Source organism: Streptomyces sp. NPDC005899 (assembly GCF_040629645.1).
Classification (GTDB): domain Bacteria; phylum Actinomycetota; class Actinomycetes; order Streptomycetales; family Streptomycetaceae; genus Streptomyces.
The window spans coordinates 12,899-29,242 of the sequence record NZ_JBEXWB010000047.1 but is presented as its reverse complement, the minus strand read 5'-3'; the positions used below and the strand labels follow the sequence as shown (position 1 = coordinate 29,242).

The 16,344-nt window shown below is 70.2% G+C and carries 10 protein-coding genes and 4 pseudogenes; 6 read left to right on the top strand and 8 right to left on the bottom strand.

The genetic code is table 11. The features are described 5' to 3' along the window. The coding region (locus ABZ371_RS09160) for a TetR-like C-terminal domain-containing protein (protein ID WP_358675675.1) at positions 1–451 on the top strand (451 nt) is incomplete at its 5' end. A 184-nt stretch (positions 452–635) separates the two neighbouring features. Here ABZ371_RS09160 and ABZ371_RS09155 read toward each other — a convergent pair. Next, positions 636–1,637, bottom strand: a complete 1,002-nt coding sequence (locus ABZ371_RS09155) for an AraC family transcriptional regulator (RefSeq protein ID WP_358675673.1) — start codon at positions 1,635–1,637, stop codon at positions 636–638. A 100-nt stretch (positions 1,638–1,737) separates the two neighbouring features. On the opposite strand from ABZ371_RS09155, the pseudogene ABZ371_RS09150 reads away from it, so the two are divergent. Next, positions 1,738–2,640 (top strand): annotated as a pseudogene (locus ABZ371_RS09150) (MBL fold metallo-hydrolase); the annotation flags it as partial. Positions 2,641–3,292: 652 nt separating this feature from the next. Here the strand turns inward: ABZ371_RS09150 and ABZ371_RS09145 are convergent. Further along, positions 3,293–3,885 (bottom strand): annotated as a pseudogene (locus tag ABZ371_RS09145) (transcriptional regulator); the annotation flags it as partial. Between ABZ371_RS09145 and ABZ371_RS09140 the strand changes: the two are divergent. Both ABZ371_RS09140 and ABZ371_RS09135 read left to right on the top strand, forming a co-directional pair. Then, the gene (locus ABZ371_RS09140) at positions 3,827–4,129 is read left to right on the top strand and encodes an epoxide hydrolase N-terminal domain-containing protein (RefSeq protein ID WP_358675671.1); all 303 of its coding nucleotides are present in this window, start codon (positions 3,827–3,829) and stop codon (positions 4,127–4,129) included. The pseudogene ABZ371_RS09145 and the gene ABZ371_RS09140 sit on opposite strands and share 59 nt — an antisense overlap. Before the next feature lie 326 nt (positions 4,130–4,455). Then, positions 4,456–4,992 (top strand): annotated as a pseudogene (locus ABZ371_RS09135) (hypothetical protein); the annotation flags it as partial. A 262-nt stretch (positions 4,993–5,254) separates the two neighbouring features. Here the strand turns inward: ABZ371_RS09135 and ABZ371_RS09130 are convergent. Next, entirely contained in the window at positions 5,255–6,022 is a 768-nt protein-coding gene (locus ABZ371_RS09130) for an NAD(P)H-binding protein (RefSeq protein ID WP_358675669.1), read from the bottom strand. Positions 6,023–6,262: 240 nt separating this feature from the next. On the opposite strand from ABZ371_RS09130, the gene ABZ371_RS09125 reads away from it, so the two are divergent. Beyond that, positions 6,263–6,769: a carboxymuconolactone decarboxylase family protein gene (locus tag ABZ371_RS09125; protein WP_358675667.1), complete on the top strand. Its 507-nt coding sequence runs from the start codon at positions 6,263–6,265 to the stop codon at positions 6,767–6,769. A gap of 141 nt (positions 6,770–6,910) precedes the next feature. After that, positions 6,911–8,560, top strand: a complete 1,650-nt coding sequence (locus ABZ371_RS09120) for an AMP-binding protein (RefSeq protein WP_358675665.1) — start codon at positions 6,911–6,913, stop codon at positions 8,558–8,560. An 86-nt stretch (positions 8,561–8,646) separates the two neighbouring features. On the opposite strand, the gene ABZ371_RS09115 is transcribed toward ABZ371_RS09120, so the two are convergent. The 5 genes and pseudogenes from ABZ371_RS09115 to ABZ371_RS09095 all read right to left on the bottom strand — a co-directional run bounded on the left by ABZ371_RS09115 (position 8,647) and on the right by ABZ371_RS09095 (position 16,256). Beyond that, a complete protein-coding gene (locus tag ABZ371_RS09115) occupies positions 8,647–9,036 on the bottom strand; it encodes a hypothetical protein (RefSeq protein ID WP_358675663.1) in 390 nt (129 codons plus the stop codon). Positions 9,037–9,739: 703 nt separating this feature from the next. After that, positions 9,740–11,971, bottom strand: a complete 2,232-nt coding sequence (locus tag ABZ371_RS09110) for a LamG-like jellyroll fold domain-containing protein (RefSeq protein ID WP_358675661.1) — start codon at positions 11,969–11,971, stop codon at positions 9,740–9,742. Next, positions 11,968–12,231, bottom strand: a pseudogene (locus tag ABZ371_RS09105) (hypothetical protein); the annotation flags it as partial. The gene ABZ371_RS09110 and the pseudogene ABZ371_RS09105, both read right to left, overlap by 4 nt. 511 nt (positions 12,232–12,742) lie before the next feature. Continuing rightward, the gene (locus ABZ371_RS09100; RefSeq protein ID WP_358675658.1) at positions 12,743–14,506 is read right to left on the bottom strand and encodes a hypothetical protein; all 1,764 of its coding nucleotides are present in this window, start codon (positions 14,504–14,506) and stop codon (positions 12,743–12,745) included. A 7-nt stretch (positions 14,507–14,513) separates the two neighbouring features. Next, on the bottom strand, positions 14,514–16,256 hold the full coding sequence (locus ABZ371_RS09095) for an NB-ARC domain-containing protein (RefSeq protein ID WP_358675655.1): 1,743 nt from the start codon (positions 16,254–16,256) through the stop codon (positions 14,514–14,516). Between the last annotated feature and the right edge of the window lie 88 nt (positions 16,257–16,344).

The following is a 16,344-nucleotide window of genomic DNA, read 5'->3' as shown; positions in this document are numbered from 1 at the left end:
CCTCCCCCCGCGCCCGGCGGCGCGCGCCTGCGCCGCGGCCGCCGCGGCGAGCGCCGCGGCCAACCAGGGCCGCGCCGGCCGCGACGCCCTGGCCGCCGCCGCCGGGGCACTGCGCGACTTCGTCCTCGCCCACCCCGGCCGCTACGCGGCCACTCTCGGCCTCACACCGACCGGTCCCGACGACCCGATCGTGCTCGCCTCCAGACGAGGGATCGGACCCTTCGAGGCGGTACTGCGGGGATACGACATCCCCCCGCAGAAAATGACCCACGCACTGCGGGCGGTGCGCAGCATCTTCCACGGCTTCGCCAGCCTGCAGGCATCCGGTGGATTCCAGTGGTCCACCGACATCGGCGAGAGCTTCGAGTACCTCATCGACCTCGTCGACCGCGGTCTTCGCGCCGACGCGAGCACGGACCCCACCGCGGTGCCCCCGCCGAGCACCACATGACCCTTTGACGACAGGTCGCCTGCGCATCCTGGGCTGAGTGCCGGCCAGCAGAAGACCGATGGCATTTCGGGCCGTGCAGGCGAGTTGGGGGGTCTTCGCGTACCTGCACAGAATCTCGACCGCGGACAGGCGTGGAAAGCGATGGTTCGAACGAGCGACTGTGCACGCGCCTACGGGTGCCGGTTCACGACGACTGCGGGAGTCGCCGCCTGACCGGGTCCGCGATGTCAGCTTGTTCTGACGCCGGCCGAGGGTCTGCGGCGGAAGCGGATCGACCCGCAGCCTGCGCTCGATAGCGCCCGGGTGTGGTGCCGAACTCCCTCTCGAAGGCGTGGGAGAGCGCGTACGGGCTGCCGTAGCCGACTCGGCCGGCGATGGTGGCCAGCGTTTCCCTGGTGTCGCGGAGCAGGGTGGCGGCAAGGATCACGCGCCACCAGGCGAGGTACGCCATCGGGGGGCGGCCGACCAGGGTGGTGAACCGGCGCGCCAGGGTGGGGCGGGAGACGCCCGCCTCTGCGGCCAGGCGGTCGTTGCTCCACCGCGCGGCCGGTTTCGAGTGCAGCGCCCGCAGGGCGGTGGCCGTCACGGGGTCGCCCAGTGCGCCGGGCCAGGATCCGCTGGTGGTCTCGGCCATCCATGAGCGGACCATGTAGACGAGGAGGAGGTCGAGCAGGTTCGGGAGCGCCACGCAGGAACCGGGACGCCTCTCGTCGAGTTCACCGGCGAGCAGGTCGATCGCGGAGCGGAGTTCGAGGTGGCTGCCCACTCGGCTGGGAAGGTGGACGACTTCGGGGAGCTCTGCCATCAGCGGGTGCATGCGGCTGCAGTCGAGCCAGTACTTGCCGCACAGCATCTCCGTCCCGTCGCGGTCGGGCAGGGTTCGCTGCCCTGTCTGCGCAAGCCATCGCTCGAACGGCACGGACTTCCGCGCCGCGACCGCCGCGTCGACGGGAGAATCGGCGATCACATGGCCGGTGCCGTGAGGCAGCAGCACCGCGTCACCCACGCCGAGGGATACCGAGGCGCCGCTGTCGGTCAGCAGCCAGCAGTTGCCCTTCAGGACGACGTGGAAGCCCGCGCCGTCGTACGGGTCCAGCCGCGCGCACCAGCTCCCGCTCGTCCGCACCCGGTGGAACCACGGGTGCCCGAGGTGCACGGCAGAGATCGCGTCACTCACCACATCCATCCACCCAGAATATCGTCCGTATGAAGCATGAGACGGATGCGTATCTTATTGAGCTGCACGTGCATGGGAAGGCTCTTTCGATCTTCCTAGAGTTGAGCACATGACGAACGAGAACGAGCGTGTGCAGCGCATGGTGCTGGGGGATGTCGAGGTCATCCGGATCGTCGAGTGGCACGAACCGTTCCTGCCCGCCTCCGGCATGTTCCCGGGCACCGATGCCGCTGTGTGGAGGGACAACGAGGACTGGCTGGCACCGGACCACTGGGAGCCGGACGGCGACATGGCGGTGCTCGCTCTGCAGAGCTGGGTGCTGCGCAGCGGTGGGCGGACCGTCCTGGTCGACACCGGAGCGGGCGACGGGCGCGAACGACCGGGTATGGGGCCGTTCCACCGCGCGCGGAGTGACTTCCTCGGCCTGCTGGCGAGGGCCGGGGTTCACCCACAGGATGTCGACGTCGTCGTGAACACCCACCTGCACGTCGATCACGTCGGCTGGAACACCGTCGACGCGGACGGGCAGTGGGTACCGGCGTTCCCCAACGCCCAATACCTCATTCCGGCCGCCGACGACTTCCACCACGGTCCGGACAACGCGTACGGGAACGGTGCCCATGAGGCCGACCGCCTGATCTACGAGGACAGCGTCGCGCCCGTCCACCGGGCCGGGCAGGCCGTGTTGTGGGACGGTCTGCACCGCATCGACGAACACCTCACCCTGGAGTCCGCGCCCGGTCACACCCCCGGCTCGTCCGTGCTGCGGCTCGCGTCCGGGAGCGACCGGGCGGTCTTCGTCGGAGATCTGCTGCACAGCCCGGTACAGATTCTCGATCCCTGCTGCAACAGCAACGCCTGCCTGGCCCCGGAACAAGCGGTGGCCAGTCGCCGTCGGATCCTCGGGCGGGCGGCTGACGAACGGGAACTGCTCGTCCCCGCACACTTCGGTGGTGCCGGCGCACTGGAAGTCCGGCGCGACGGTGGGGGGTTCGCCCTCGGCCCATGGGCAGCAGCCGGCCCACCGAGCGCCTACCCGACTGGCTCGACGTCGTCCGGCAGGACGACCTGCCCAGCCTCCACACCCTCGCCGCAGGCATCGGCCGCGACACCGTCATCGCCGGCTCGACCCTGCCCTGGAGCTCCGGCGTCGTTGCAGGGCACGTCAACCGGATCAAGATGCTCAAGCGCCAGATGTCCGGCCGCGCGGGCTTCAGGCTCTTACGCAAGCGGGTACTACTCGTCTGAGCCGGCCGGCAGTGTCCCGGACACTTCAGCAGCTGGAAGCCGGGCTGCCGAGCCCATGCCCTGAGGAACTCCGCCGAACCGTACGCCGTGGGCCATGGATCGGTCACCATTGCGATGACGCCGGGGAGGTCAGCCACAATAGTGTCCGTCAGTTCCTCTTCCGGTAGCGGTGGCATCCGTCTCACCCCGCAGCATTGCTCTACAGAGTCGTGGTGGGATGCTGTGACCAGCGGCCCCCACCGCTGCCGGGCTGGCCGAGGACGACGAGGGCTGAGCCGGTCAGGGCAGAGCCGACCAGGATGACGATGCCGGAGTCGGCCCGCCGACGGCGTCGGCAGGGCCGTGGAGCCTGGATCATCCGGATCGCCCTACCCGTCGTCCTCGTCCCGGTCCGTCTCTTCTTCGGGACCGTTGCGTTATCGCAGACAGTCGCTGGCCCCGGCTCCGAGGACGTTCAGCAGGGCCAGGGCTTCGGCGCTGCGTGATCCCTGCGGCGCGCTGTAGAGCACGAGGTTCTGGTCGCGTTCCGTGAGCGTGAGTGAGTCGCAGTCGACGGTGATCTGCCCGACGACCGGGTGCCGGAAGGTCTTGGTGAGCATCGGCGCGGCCTGTACGTCGTGCCGCTCCCAGAGTCGGGCGAATTCGGGTCTGGAGTCCCGGAGTTCGTCGACGAGCGCGGTCACCGCGGGGTCGGAAGGGTATCGGGCGAGGGTGGACCGGAGCCCCATGACGACGTGGTGCGGGAACTCCGCGGCGTCGGAGACCCCGTACAGCGGCGCCTCGGCGCGGGCCGGCCGGAGGAACGCCCGACGTGCGAGGTTGCGGTCCTCAGGGGCGAGCTCGGCGAAGTCCTCCATGAGCGCTGCCGCGAGGTCGTTCCACGCGAGCACCTCGAACACGGCGGAGGTCACGAAGGCGGCCGTCTGCGGCAGCGCTCCAGCAGCGCGAGGATGCTCGGGCGGACGTCGCGCCGGTGCAGTCCGGTCCGGCTCAGCGCGGTGCCCGCGAGAAACCGTTGCGGACCAGGGCCCTCGGCTGGATCGGATCCGCGCCTGTGCGACCACTGGGCCCGTGACTACGACTGGCGGCGCTGCGAGGACGAGATCAAAGGCTTCGGGTCGTACCGCACAGTGCTGGACGGGATCGATGTCCACTTTCTGTACGCTCGCCCGAGCCCTCGGAGCTTCCCCTGCGGCTGTGCCACGGCTGGCCTGCATCCGTCCTGGAGTTCCGTCACCTGGTCGGTCCGCTGACGGACCCCCTCACGCACGGCGGGCCGAGGACGCCTTCCACGTCGTGATCCTCTCGATGCCGGACTTCGGCTTCTCCGGCGAACCTGTGAGTGGGCGTGCTGGTGGCAGTGGGTGGGCGTCAGCAGCGCGGAGGGAATGGTTGTGTGGTGGCAGCGCTTGTATGCGAGGCGATCGGCTGCCACGGGTATCGGCCACTCCGACACCGGGCGAACTTGGCGCCAGGCGGTACCACCTCAGCGATGCGATCAAGGCGATCCCACCGTGACCTGCCGGGAGATCATGCGGAGGTCTACCGGACGTCATCTGAGCCCAGCACAATCGCCTGTATGACGATTGCCACGGGCCCGGCGCTCCCCACGCACCACGCGCCCGTCGTGCTCGCACGGAGGTTCCTGACCGGTGGCGTGGTCGGCACGTCGCTCGCCGCATGCGTCGTGGGCGGGATCGTCGAGAGTGTGCCACTGTTCGTCACCGGGTTGGTCCTGCCCGCCGTCTACGGAGTGCTGGTCTTCCTCGCCGGTACGCCGAGAAGGGCCCGGGAGGCAGCGGTCGTGCCCCTGACGGCGCTCGCGACGATCGAGAGCCTGGAGGCCGTTCTGGGCGAGCCGAGCGACATACCGGTGCGGTTCGAGCTCACCGTCGCACCAGACGACGGGCCGGCGTACCGGGTTGAGATCACACAGGACATAAACCAGGTGGACCTGTCCGACTACCGGCCGCGTGGCGTCGTGGTGGTGCAGTACCCGCCGGACCGGCCGTGGCGGGTGCGGATCGTCAAGCGGCCGACACCGGAGTGGGAGGGCCGGGTGGCCTCGGCCCGCCTCGACTCGGCGCCCGGGACGGTCAGGATGGCCGCGCCCCCGGAGGACCGTACCGGCCACGCGCCGAACCCGGACAACCCGGCACGGACGACGAGTCCTGCTTGGAGCCTGTCACTCCCCGACGTCGGCTGGTGATCCCCTGCGCCTTCCGGCACGCCTGCGTGACGAGGGCTCTCCGGCCATGGCGCGAGGGCGAGGTGCCGCATATGGGCGACGGCCTGGACCGCGTGCGACACAGCCCCGTGCCGCGCCCTTGGGCGCCGTGCGTGGGGCCGCCCGCGAGTAGCCGGGTGGGCGGACTGTCCTACGCAGCCTGTTCGGACAGGAATGCCTCCCAGGTGCGCTGTCCTGTACTGGCGTTCTCGGCGGCGAGGTTCTCACCGGCGCGGTAGGCACGACCGACGGAACCGGGGATGCGGACCTGCAGCATCGGGCGCCGCTTTCCTGTCGTGTCCAGGTAGCTGCGCAGCAGGTCGCCCAGGCCGTACGTCCTGGGACCCGCGAGGTCAGGGGTCCGGCCGACGGGTGCGTCAAGTGCCAGTTCGACAAGGCGCTCCGCCACGTCCCGGGCGTCCACGGGCTGCCAGCGCATGCCGCCCGGCGAAGGGATGATCGGCAGTTTGCTCATCTTCCGTGCCAGGGTCAGTGCCAGATCGTGGAACTGGGCCGCGCGCAGGGTCGTCCAGGGGATTCCCGATGCGGCCACAGCCTCTTCCGCGCCCAGTTTCGCCCGGAAGTAGGCGAGTGGGATCCGATCCGTGCCGATCACCGAGATGTACACCAGGTGTTGCACCTTGGCCGTCTGCGCGGCACCTACCAAATTCCTGGTTGCTTCGTCGTCGTCCTTGGGGCCGCCGGCGAGGTGCAGAACCGTCTCCACGCCGTCCAGCGCACTGCTCAGTCCGTCCCCCCGGAGAAGGTCGCAGGCGTGGTACTCGATGCCGTCACCCGATGCGCGGCCGTGGCGCGTCAGTATGCGCACCTCGTGGCCGGCTTGCCGCAGGAGCGGCACCACGAGGCTGCCCAGCGTTCCGGTGCCGCCGGTGACCAACAGGGGTGCGGATGTGTTCATGACTGTCTCCGTCACTCGTGAGTGGAGCCCGGCGTCGCGGTGCCGAGCAGGTCCACTGTCACGACGTGTGAGACGGCGCGGGTGTGACAGATGGGCCTCCGTGGCCGTCCGGTGATCATGAGGTCGCTCCGGTCCATCGCAAGGATCTCCGAAAGAGATTTCGCCGGAGTGTCACATCCGTTCTCCGTGATCCGTCGGAGCCGTGACAGCGACGATCACGATGCTGAGGAGTTGTTCACCATGGAGACACGTTCGATCACAGCGGAAGTTCCGGCGGTTCCGAGGATGTCCGAGGACCCCGCCGCGCTCGTTCCGGAGCTGGGAGAGGTCTCGGCGGCACTGTTCAAGGCCGTGGGCAACGGTTCGGTGCCACGCACCACTGTCAGCCTGGTGCAGTTGCGTGCCGGCCAGATCGCGGGCAGCACGTACCTCACGGTTCTGCACACCACGTTCCTGCGCCAGGCCGGGACGTCGGAGGAACGGATCACGTCGGTGGCGTCCTGGCAGGACTCGCCGTACTTCACCGGTGCCGAACGTGCGGCGCTGGCTCTGACGGAAGCGGTGCTCACTCCGAGTGCGTGTGCGGAGCGGGTGTCCGACGCGCTGTACGCCGAGGTCAGTGAGCACTACCGTCCCAAAGCGCTGGCCACGCTGATGTTCGCGATCGGGCAGGTCAACTTCTTCACCGCCGTGGCCCTGGTGGCCAAGCCGGTGCCCGGCCGTTCCTTCACCGACCCCTGGAACTGACATCTCCCTCCCCTGTGTCCGGTGCGGGCCCTCGCGGGCCCGCACCGGACTTCCTCCACCGACGATGTGCGACGTGCGACGTCAATCCCGCGACGTCGGTGGAATCGTCCGACGTGCCGCACCGAAAGAAGCACCCCTGCTATGCCTGATGCGCCCTTCCTGCTCCCCGACGACCGGGAACAAGTCGCCACCTCTTCCCACGCGCCGTTCGAAAGCTACGTCGAGCACTTGCTGGCCGTACTCGCCCGGCACCCCGAACGTCCGGCGGTCGTCCCCCACGACGGGAGCCCGGTCCTGGCAGGCAGGCTGCGCGACAGCATCCTTCAGCTCGCGGCGGAACTGACCGTTCTCGGAATCCGCCGCGGACAGACCGTGGCGCTCCTCACGGGCAACCGGCCCGAAGCACTCGCCGCCCGGTACGCGGCGAACCTCCTCGGTGCCCGGACGGTCTTCCTCGGCCTCGGGCAGGCCACCGCTGTGCACAGGGCGATCCTGGACAGCACCGGAGCCGCGCTCCTGATGTTCGACCCTCATGTGCGGACAGCCGCCGCGGCCCTGCTCCGGACGACCGAGGTGCCGCTGGTGCGCACACTGGGGCGGACGGGCGAGGACGACGACGCGTTCGGCCCCGACCTGGTGAAGGAGGCGGCACGTCATCGGCCGCGGCCCATCGAGGGGAGGGCACACCCGGAGGACGACTGGTGCATCCGGCACACCGGAGGCACCACCGGTATACCCAAAGGCATCCGCATGGCCCACGGGCCCTACCGGGACCTGCTGATGCGAAGCACCGCAGCCCTGAGTCCGGAAGAACAGCCCCGGCTCCTGGCCTGCACGTCGCTCGCGCACATGGCGGGTATCCTCGCCGATGTCGCGCTGCTGGCAGGGGGAAGCGTCGTCCTGCACGACAGCTTCGATCCCGCGCGCGTGCTGGCCGCGCTCTCCCGTGAACGCATCACCGATCTGTGGCTGCTGCCTGCGCTGCTGTACGACCTGCTGGACCACCCTCGACTCGCCGGGACCGACACGTCGGCGCTGCGCCGGATCGTCTACGGGGGCACGCCGGTGGCCAGCAGCAGACTCGCCCAGGCGCAGACGGCGTTCGGTCCGGTACTCCACGGCTCCTACGGGCAGACCGAGGCCGGCTGTATCACCGAGCTGCTGCCCGGGGAACACGGCCGGGTGCGGGATTCCGCGGAGGCGGCGGTGCGCGGGAGCGGAAGAGTGACCGTCGGCCGGCCGGCCGAGGGCGTGAGCATCGAGATCCGGGACCCCGCGGGGCACGTGCTGCCGACCGGGGAAATCGGTGAGATCTACGCCCGGACGCCCATGATGATGAGCGGCTACTGGCGAAGGCCCGAACTGACCGCCGAGGTGCTCAAGGACGGCTGGATCCGCACCGGCGACATCGGACATCAGGACGCCGACGACTACCTGTACCTGGTCGACCGGGTCAAGGAGACGGTGATCGTCGTCGGCGGACACATCTACCCCGCGGATGTGGAAGACGTCCTGTTCACCCATGCCGGCATCGCGCAGTGCGCGGTCTTCGGCGTATCCGACGGAAGGGGAACCGAGCAGCTGCACGTCGCCGTCGTTCCCTCAGGTGCCGGACAGCCGGAGTCTCTGCCGGACGAGGTGCGCGAGCTCGTCACCCGGCGCAAGGGCGCCATGTACACTCCCACAGCCGTTCACCTTGTGGACCATATCCCGCTCACCGCTGTGGGCAAGCCGGACAAGAACCGACTGCGCGAAGTGCTGGGTTCTTCCCGCTCACACCCGTCGGCGTGAGCAAGGCGGAACAGAAAGCCCGCCGCGCTGTCGCCCATGAGCGGCATCGTCGCTGGTCAGCCGATTGAAGGTGGCTGTTGCTGCTATCACGCGCGGGTGACGGGTGCTGGCCAGCCCCTTGCCCTGGCCCGGACGGTGGCGACGTAGCGCACGGTGAACACCATGGGGACCACGAACCCGGCGGCCTGGACGAGTGTCCCCGTCGCGGAGTGGTCCTGGCCGGCATGGGCGAGGGCCGCGAGGCCGTCGGCTGTGGCGGCGAATGCAGCGGTCCATACGGCGGTGATGACCACGTTGACCTGGACGAGAGGCTTGAGGCTCCAGACTTCCGGCGGGGTGGTGCGCTTGGCGATACCCAGCGTGAACGGCTTGCCCGCGAGCAGCGAGACCCCGGCGACGAGGGCCGGGGTGGCCGAGGAGAGCGTCCCCGAGTAGGCGTGTGCGGCCGAGTGGGGTCCGCGAAGGCGACGACACATGGAGCTGTCGGAGCAGGAGTACCAGGCCCTGCGCCGCCCGGCCGACTCCATCGACTGGGGCGACGACCCGCTGTCGTGAAAGCCACACCCGAGACCTCTGGGCGGGTCAACCATACGAGGGCTCACCACGTCCCGCAGAACAACGTAGGGAAGCGTGACAGTCCTGCAAACGGATCCTGCCGGACAGCATGATGCGACAGACTCATCCCCACGGCCTTCGCGCTGAGCTTGTGTGTTTGGTCGGATCACATGCCCAGCCGAAGGCCGCCCGCCCGTAGGGCGGTTACCACTCCGAGTGATCAAGTACGACGAACCGTTCGGATCTCCAGGCTAAAGATCGAGTCAGGAACCGAAGGCCGGTCGCAGGGAGGCGCTGGTCCTGACGGCGTTGCGGGCCCTCTGGGACTCCCGCACGGCCGTGGAAGCCCTTGATCTCACCGCCGGGAACGCCTGCACCGCATCGAGGAGGCCTTTACCGCGGCAGCCGATCGGGCCCGCACCACGATGACCCGCTACACGCGCCGCGACGACGCCGAGACACCGCTCTCGGAGTGCCGGAAGATCAGCAGGCGCACCGCCTGCGGGAATCAGGACCACACCGGGGTCGGGAGGCCGGCCCTTGAGCGCATCCGATGGCGCGTACCCGGTGCGTGCCCCGGCCAGAGACCCTCCGGCCGGGGCACGCGGGATTCGCCCGCAAGGATCAGGCGGTGGGCGTCAGGAAGTGACAGCTGGCGGAGACGGGGTTGTTGTTGGTCGTCGCATCGGCCGTCCGTACCAGCCAGCCGTAGCTGTGGCCGGGGGGGAGCGTCGGGACGGTGAGCGAAACCGTACCCTGGCCCTTGACCGTGGAGCTCTTCGAGCCCGGCGTGCCCAGGCTCAGGATCTGGGTCGAGGTGGTGTTGTCCCACAGGGAGAACTCGGCCCACACGTCCTTGGACGGGTTGGGGTGCCGGACCGTCGCGGTGAGCGTCGGCGTGAGCGTGACGGCGGTGCCGAAGGCGTTCCCGTACAGGTCGCCGTGCTGGTGACAGCCCTGGGAGCTCGTGCCTTCGGCGACGGGCATCGCGACGCTCTTGTCGGTCGGGGCCGTCATGGTCCCGGAGTACGAGGTGACCTGGTCGTCGCGCAGGGCGTAGGAGAATGCCTCGGCCCGCTGGATGTGACCCTTGAAGCCGGCGTTCCGCACGCCGCTGACGAGGTCGCGGCCGACGACGAAGGGGCCGGTTGCGGCCCACCTGGCGGTGTGCGTGGTCTCGGCTTCCTTCGTGCCGTCGACGAAGAGGCTCACCTTGCCGGTGGAGGCGTCGTAGACGCCGGTGAGCCTGGTCCACTGGCCCTTGACCGCGCCGGGCGCGACGGCCTGGTCGATGTTCCAGCCGTCGGCGTCGGCCCTCGGCAGGCTGAAGCGCCAGGAGTTGTCGCCCGCGTTGTAGAAGAGGAGCATGCCGCTGACCCGGGTGCCGTCCTGGGACACAACGGCGGACGTTCCCGCGTCGGCGTCGAGCTTGGCCCAGGCGGAGACGGTGAAGCTGTGGGTGGTGTCGACCGCGGGAGCGCGGGCGACGATGGCCTCGTCCACCCGGCCGTCCATGTACAGCGCGCCGCCGTGCTCGGCCGTTCGCCAGTCGCTCGTACCGTCACTGCTCGCGCCGTTCAGCTCGGCCGCCGGGCCGGTCGTCGCGGTGGCGCTGCCGTCGAGCTTCCAGGAGACGACGGGGCCGCCCTGGGTGTAGCCGTAGACCGGGGTGTGGTCGGAGTAGGCGTCGTCGTCGGGCCTGCAGTTCCTCTTGCCCAGGTGACACTCCGGCTGGGTCGCGACCAGGTAGTCCGTGCGGTCGCCGAACTCCGTCCGCGAGTCGCAGCCGGTGAAGCCGCCGGTCGAGAAGAGGTAGTCGATCTTGGACAAGGTCATGGTGTACGACGTGTACCCCCCGTTGGCCGACGTGCCCTCGTTGCCCCGGGTGAGCTTGGTGTGCTCGTTGACGGCGTCGCCGGGGAAGTACGCCCGCTGGTCGCACTCAGCCATCAGGTCGTAGAGCGGCTTGAGCGTTGTCTGACTGCTGGTGTTGAAGTCACCGCCCAGGACCACGGACGGGAACTGCTTCACGACCCGCTCGACGATGTCGAGCTGCTTTCGGTAGTAGGCCGCGGCCGTCTCCGTCGAGATCGGGACCTCCCAGTGCGGCTCCTTCTTCTCCTTCGTCGTGTCGGCGTGGAAGTTGGAGATGTGCGTGCTGCACAGGTGGCTTTCCCAGCCCTCCACCTCGGCACAGAGGATGGTGCCGCTGTTCATGGAGAGGCCGGTGCCGACCGGAGTCTCGAAGTCGTCCTCCGACCGCCAGGTGATCTTTCCCTTGACGGCGATGGCGTTGCTCAGCGTGCCGGTCAGGTAATCGCCACGGCAGTCCGATCCCTCGGAGTCGAGGAGCTCGGGGTCCCTGCGCTCGGGCTCTATCCCATGCGGGTCATCGGGCCGGGTCACACCTGCCGAGGCGAAGCTCCACTCGCCCGCCGGGAGAAGCTTCTTGAGTTCGTCGAGGTGGCTCGTTCCGGTGGCATCGCCCGGTGTCCTGCCGACGCACACCTCCTGGAGCAGCACGGCGTTGAGCTTGCGCTCGTTGATGAGCCTGACGACGCCCTCCATCTTCCTGCGCGGACCGGAGCCGTCGGGGATCGAGAAGCCGTCCTCGTCGTAGCGTCCGGTGGCGGCGCCGTTCCGCCAGGGGCAGTACCCGGCATCCGAGGCGGTCCAACCGCCTGCCTCCCCACACATGTTCCAGGTCGCCGCGCGCACCGACTCGCGGGTGTAGCCGGTCGCCGTCGGGTCCCCGGGGACGAGGGCCACGGCGGGCGTCGCCTGGCCCCCGACGAGCAGGACGGCGGCCAGAGCGGGCGCCCACGCGTGCAGCCATCGGGCCGCGAATCTTCTCATATCAGCTCACAAGCGAACGTATGGGTGTCCGAGTCCCCCGCCCTGGAGGCCAGGACGGCCCCAGGAATATAAGGAACCCGCTCCTGGACGGATCTCTCCGCCCCCGCGTTTCCCGCCATCGTGCGGGCCCAGCGGTAGTCGGCCTTGCCGGTGGGGGAGCGCTGGAGGCGGTCGGTCAGGACCAGTTGGCGCAGGACCTTGCAGCCGGCAAGACCTGGCCGGCAGTGGGCCTGGACCGCCTCCAGGTCCAGGGACGGCGCGTCGGCGCGGTTACACCACAGGCAAGCCCCTCACCTCCGAACAGGCCCACGACAAGGTCCGCGCGGCCCTCGCCCGAGCCGCTGAAAGGCCCCGCGCGCAGTGGAGCCGGGGCATCATCCACGAGGACGACCTGATCGGCCTGATCTCCCTGCGCCGACGCACCCGACGATGGGCACCATCAGCTACATCCTGCGGGACGACAGCTGGGGCAACGGCTACGCCACCCGGGCCGCTCGGGGTCGAGGCCGCCGAGAGGGGACGGCGGGGGCACGACGTGCCTGGTGACCGCGCATCCAGCGAGCTGGGTCAGTGCTGGGTGGGGTGTGATGTCGGGGGCTGGGTGGGGGTTGTAGGGCTGGAACGGCCCTGGGGTGGACGAGCGGGGTGTCGGTGGAGAGGGTGGCGGCACGTGGTGACCGGGTAGAGGGGCCTGTGGGCCCGCAGGCAAAGAGCGACTCGTCTGTCTCCGCTCGGGACATCAGCAGGTATGCGTAGGTAAGAGCAACGCACTTAGGGCCTGAACTCGTGCAGGTACAGGCCGCGTTCGCCGACGGCGACGAGTCCGTGGCCGTCGGGCAGCCAGGCGCAGGAAGTCAGCGGTCCCTCGGCTCGGACGCCGGCGGCGGTCCGGCCGGTGACGATGTCCCAGACGCGGAGCAGAGGCCCGGCGGTGGCGATCCACTTGCCGTCGGGGGAGACGGCGAGTGCGTTGACGGGGCCGTCAGGGTCGGTGACGGTGGTCCGGAGGGCGCCGGTGCGCGGGTCCCACTGGCTCACGTCTCCGGTCAGGGAAGTGGTGAGGAGGCGGCTGCCGTCGGGTGTGACAGCGAGACCGGTGAGTTTTTCGCCGCGGTGGATGTGGATCTGGTGGTCGGCGACGACGCAGCCCTCCGTGAGGCGGACTACCTGCACCAGGGACTCGGTACCGGTCCGGCCGGACCGGTACCGGTGGCGCAGCACGGCAAGCCAGGTCCCGTCGGGCGCGACGGTGATGGCGTGCGCACGGCTGCCGGCCCCCCACTGCCCGGGCACGGTGGCGGTCCGGGCTTCCGGGAGACGGTTCCACAACTGAAGCGCTCCGGCCGAGTCCGCGATGGCGAGCCACCTGCCATCAGGGGAGACGGCGAGGGCCTGCGCGGTGGTGGAGGGGCCCAGCGGGAGAACGGCGGGGTCCGTGACCGCCGACTGGTCAATGGTCTTGATCTCGACGCTGTGCAGGTGGCCTGCCGCGTACCAACTGCCGTGCGGCGCGAAGGCGACCGGCCCTCGGTACTCCCCGTGACGTGACGACAGAGGGCTGCTCCGGGTGTCACCGTACGGGTCGCAGAGCCGGGTGCTTCCGTCGCGGTGGGCGACGGCCAGGAGCTCGGCGTCGCCGACGACAGTGACCGCCCACATGCCGTCGCCGTCGCCGGAGCGGATGCGCTCCGGCCCCCTGCTGTCCCAGACTCGTACCGCTCCGTCCTCTCCCGTACTGATCACCCGGGTGCCGTCCGGTGTGATCGCGACGGCGTGGACTGGACCGGTATGGGCGCTGTAACGGGTGCGGCACTCCCGTGTCCGCCGGTCCCACACCGCGACGGTGCCGTCCTCGCCGCCGCTGGCTAGCCACCTGCTGTCCGGCGAGACCGCCACTGCGGTGGCGGGTCCCTTGTGTGCGGAGATGCCGGATGTGTGGTGGGGCGGCGTCTCGTCCCGGATCTGCAGATCACCGTTCGCCTCGGCGGAGACGATCCAGCTGCCGTCCCGTGCGATGGCGATGGCGTTCACCGGAGCGCCGCCGGTGGGACCGCGGTCCTGCACTCGGGTGAGGTCCTCTGACATCAGCCGGACTCGTCGGTGGCTGCCGACGGCCAGCCACATACCGTCGGGGGAGAATGCCACGCAGGTGTGCTGGTCACCCGGCTGGACGTTCTGGGCGAGGTGGTTCCCGCTCCAATCCCAGATTTCCAGGGTGCCGTCCGTGGCGACGGTTGCGATCCGTCTCCCAGAGGCCGCGAGGGCCCGCACCGATGCCCTGCGGCCCCCGGCCGGCCCGAGGGTTCGCGTCGGTGGGGTGGCCCGGTCGAAAGTCCAGGTGTGGAAGGTGCGGCCCGGGCCGCCCGTCACCATGCCGGTGTTGTGCGGGGCGACCGCGAGGACGGCGAAGCGCCCAGGGCCCCGGACGTCCAGGGTGAACTCCCCGCCACTCTCCGGGTCGAGCCCTCGGGCCATCCCCTCGGCTCCGACGGCGACGAGCGACCTGCCGTCGGACCGGATCCCGACGGACCACACAGGTCCGCTATGGCCGAGAAAGGTGCGGAGCAGCGCCGGTTCTGGCAGGTCCGGCGGGGTACCGCGGTTGCGCAGCAGGGGCTGGCCCGCGCTCTCGAGGGCGGCCTGCCGCCCCTCGACCCGTTCGAGCCAGCGGCAGCGACACCAGGCGGCTGTGCAGGACGTTCGTCAGGAGTTCGGGCGGGTTGGTCGGGGTGAGGAGGTGGGCTGCCCGGGTGAGGTCGTCGGCGAGCCGGGCCGCGTGCTGTGTGGGGACGTCGAAGAGGTCGGCCCAGGCCGCCATGGGGCCATGTTGGTGAAGTCGGGTCTCGATCCAGCGCAGGTCGCTCGCGACGCGCTCCGCGTCATCCGTCCGTCCCGCGGCGAGCAGGTGCTCGATCGCGTGGTCGAGGACGTATCCTTCGGGCGACTCCCAGGGGCGGTGACCGAAGGCGTCGGCGAGCGTTCCGTGCAGCGCCGTCGCGGCCGTTTCGCCCAGCTCCCTGTGCAGATAGTCGCGGAGCACGTCGTGTATCGCGACGCGGCCGCCGTGGTCAGGGGTGAGCGAGACCAGGGAGAGCCGGTCGAACGCGGCGCAGAGCGTACGACTCTCGTCCTCCGTCAGGCCGCCCGTCACCGCCCACGCGGAGGCGATCAGCGGGACAGGGATCGCCTCGTCCTCCGCGAAGACGGACAGCTCCGCGAGACGCCGGCCGCTGCCGGGCGGCAGCAAGGTCCGGGCCGCCTCCACCGTGGCCCGGACGGCCTGGGCGCGGCGGGCCGGATCGTCCAGGTCGAGCGTGGCCGGGTCGGAGTCCACCACGACGGGGCCGTGCGCGACGAGCCCTCGCAGGGTCTCCGCCGCCGCGTGCTCCGGATCGCTGCCGGTGGCGATGCGGCGGCTGATCAGCCGGTTGGTAAGGCGCAGGAGCAGGGCCCAGCCTCCGGTCGCCGCCAGGAGGTCGCGCACAAGGGGTTCGGAGAGCGCGGGCAGGTCCCAGGTGAGGACCGCACGGGCCTGGGCGGGGGACATCCGGTCGACGCGAACGCGTTCGGTGCCGCGCGGCAGGGTGCCGGGGACACGGGTGGTGACGAGGCGGACGCAGCGGGCGCCACCGCGCAGGAAGGGGCCGAGTTGTTCGGCGTCCCAGACGTCGTCGAGGAGAAGGAGGGTGCGGGGGCGGCGGTCCAGGAGCCTGCCGAGGTGGTCGCCCGCCAGCCCCGGGTCGTCGAAGGCCGTCGTGTCGCCGGTGATGAAGCGGGTGGCCTCGGCCACCTTGGCGGCGATCGCCGCCCGGCCGCGCACGTCACGGCCGATCGTGACGACGTAGATCCGGCCGCGGAAATACCGCCGTACGCGCGGACTCGCGGCCACTGCCCGGGCGAGGACCGTCTTGCCGAAGCCGCCGGCGCCGTCGAGAGCAGTCGTGATGGCGACGGTACGGCTGCCGCGCCGAGTGCGGCATACCGCCTTGACGGTGCGGGCCCGCTCGCTACGGTCGATCACCCAGTCCGGAATGGTCTGCGCGGATGGAGTGGGCGGATCACCGGCGGCCGCAGCGGGTCGCTCCTGGCGCCAGGCCAGGACGAGGGCCAAGAGGATCCCGGCGACGGCGAGTCCGGCGACCCACCACCACGGTTGCTGCCGGATGCGGTCGAGTGCGCTGGGCCAGCGTTCCTGGGCGGTGGCGGCGTTGGCCGCAAGGGAGGCCAGCACGGCCACGGCCGCCGCGATTCCGGCGAGCGACGCGCCCCTGATGGCACCGCGCACGGCCACCTCCCTGTCCCGACTGCCCTGACGATAGCCAGGGGGCGACGCGGGCGTCAGCCGGTGGCCGAAAGTACTGGCCAGGACGCCC

Coding starts and splice junctions, on each gene's coding strand:
- ABZ371_RS09115 (WP_358675663.1), bottom strand. CDS start 9,036: ATGTGTCGTCGCCTTCGCGGACCCCACTCGGCCGCACACGCCTACTCG.
- ABZ371_RS09140 (WP_358675671.1), top strand. CDS start 3,827: ATGCTCGGGCGGACGTCGCGCCGGTGCAGTCCGGTCCGGCTCAGCGCG.
- ABZ371_RS09155 (WP_358675673.1), bottom strand. CDS start 1,637: ATGGATGTGGTGAGTGACGCGATCTCTGCCGTGCACCTCGGGCACCCG.
- ABZ371_RS09120 (WP_358675665.1), top strand. CDS start 6,911: ATGCCTGATGCGCCCTTCCTGCTCCCCGACGACCGGGAACAAGTCGCC.
- ABZ371_RS09130 (WP_358675669.1), bottom strand. CDS start 6,022: ATGAACACATCCGCACCCCTGTTGGTCACCGGCGGCACCGGAACGCTG.
- ABZ371_RS09125 (WP_358675667.1), top strand. CDS start 6,263: ATGGAGACACGTTCGATCACAGCGGAAGTTCCGGCGGTTCCGAGGATG.
- ABZ371_RS09110 (WP_358675661.1), bottom strand. CDS start 11,971: ATGAGAAGATTCGCGGCCCGATGGCTGCACGCGTGGGCGCCCGCTCTG.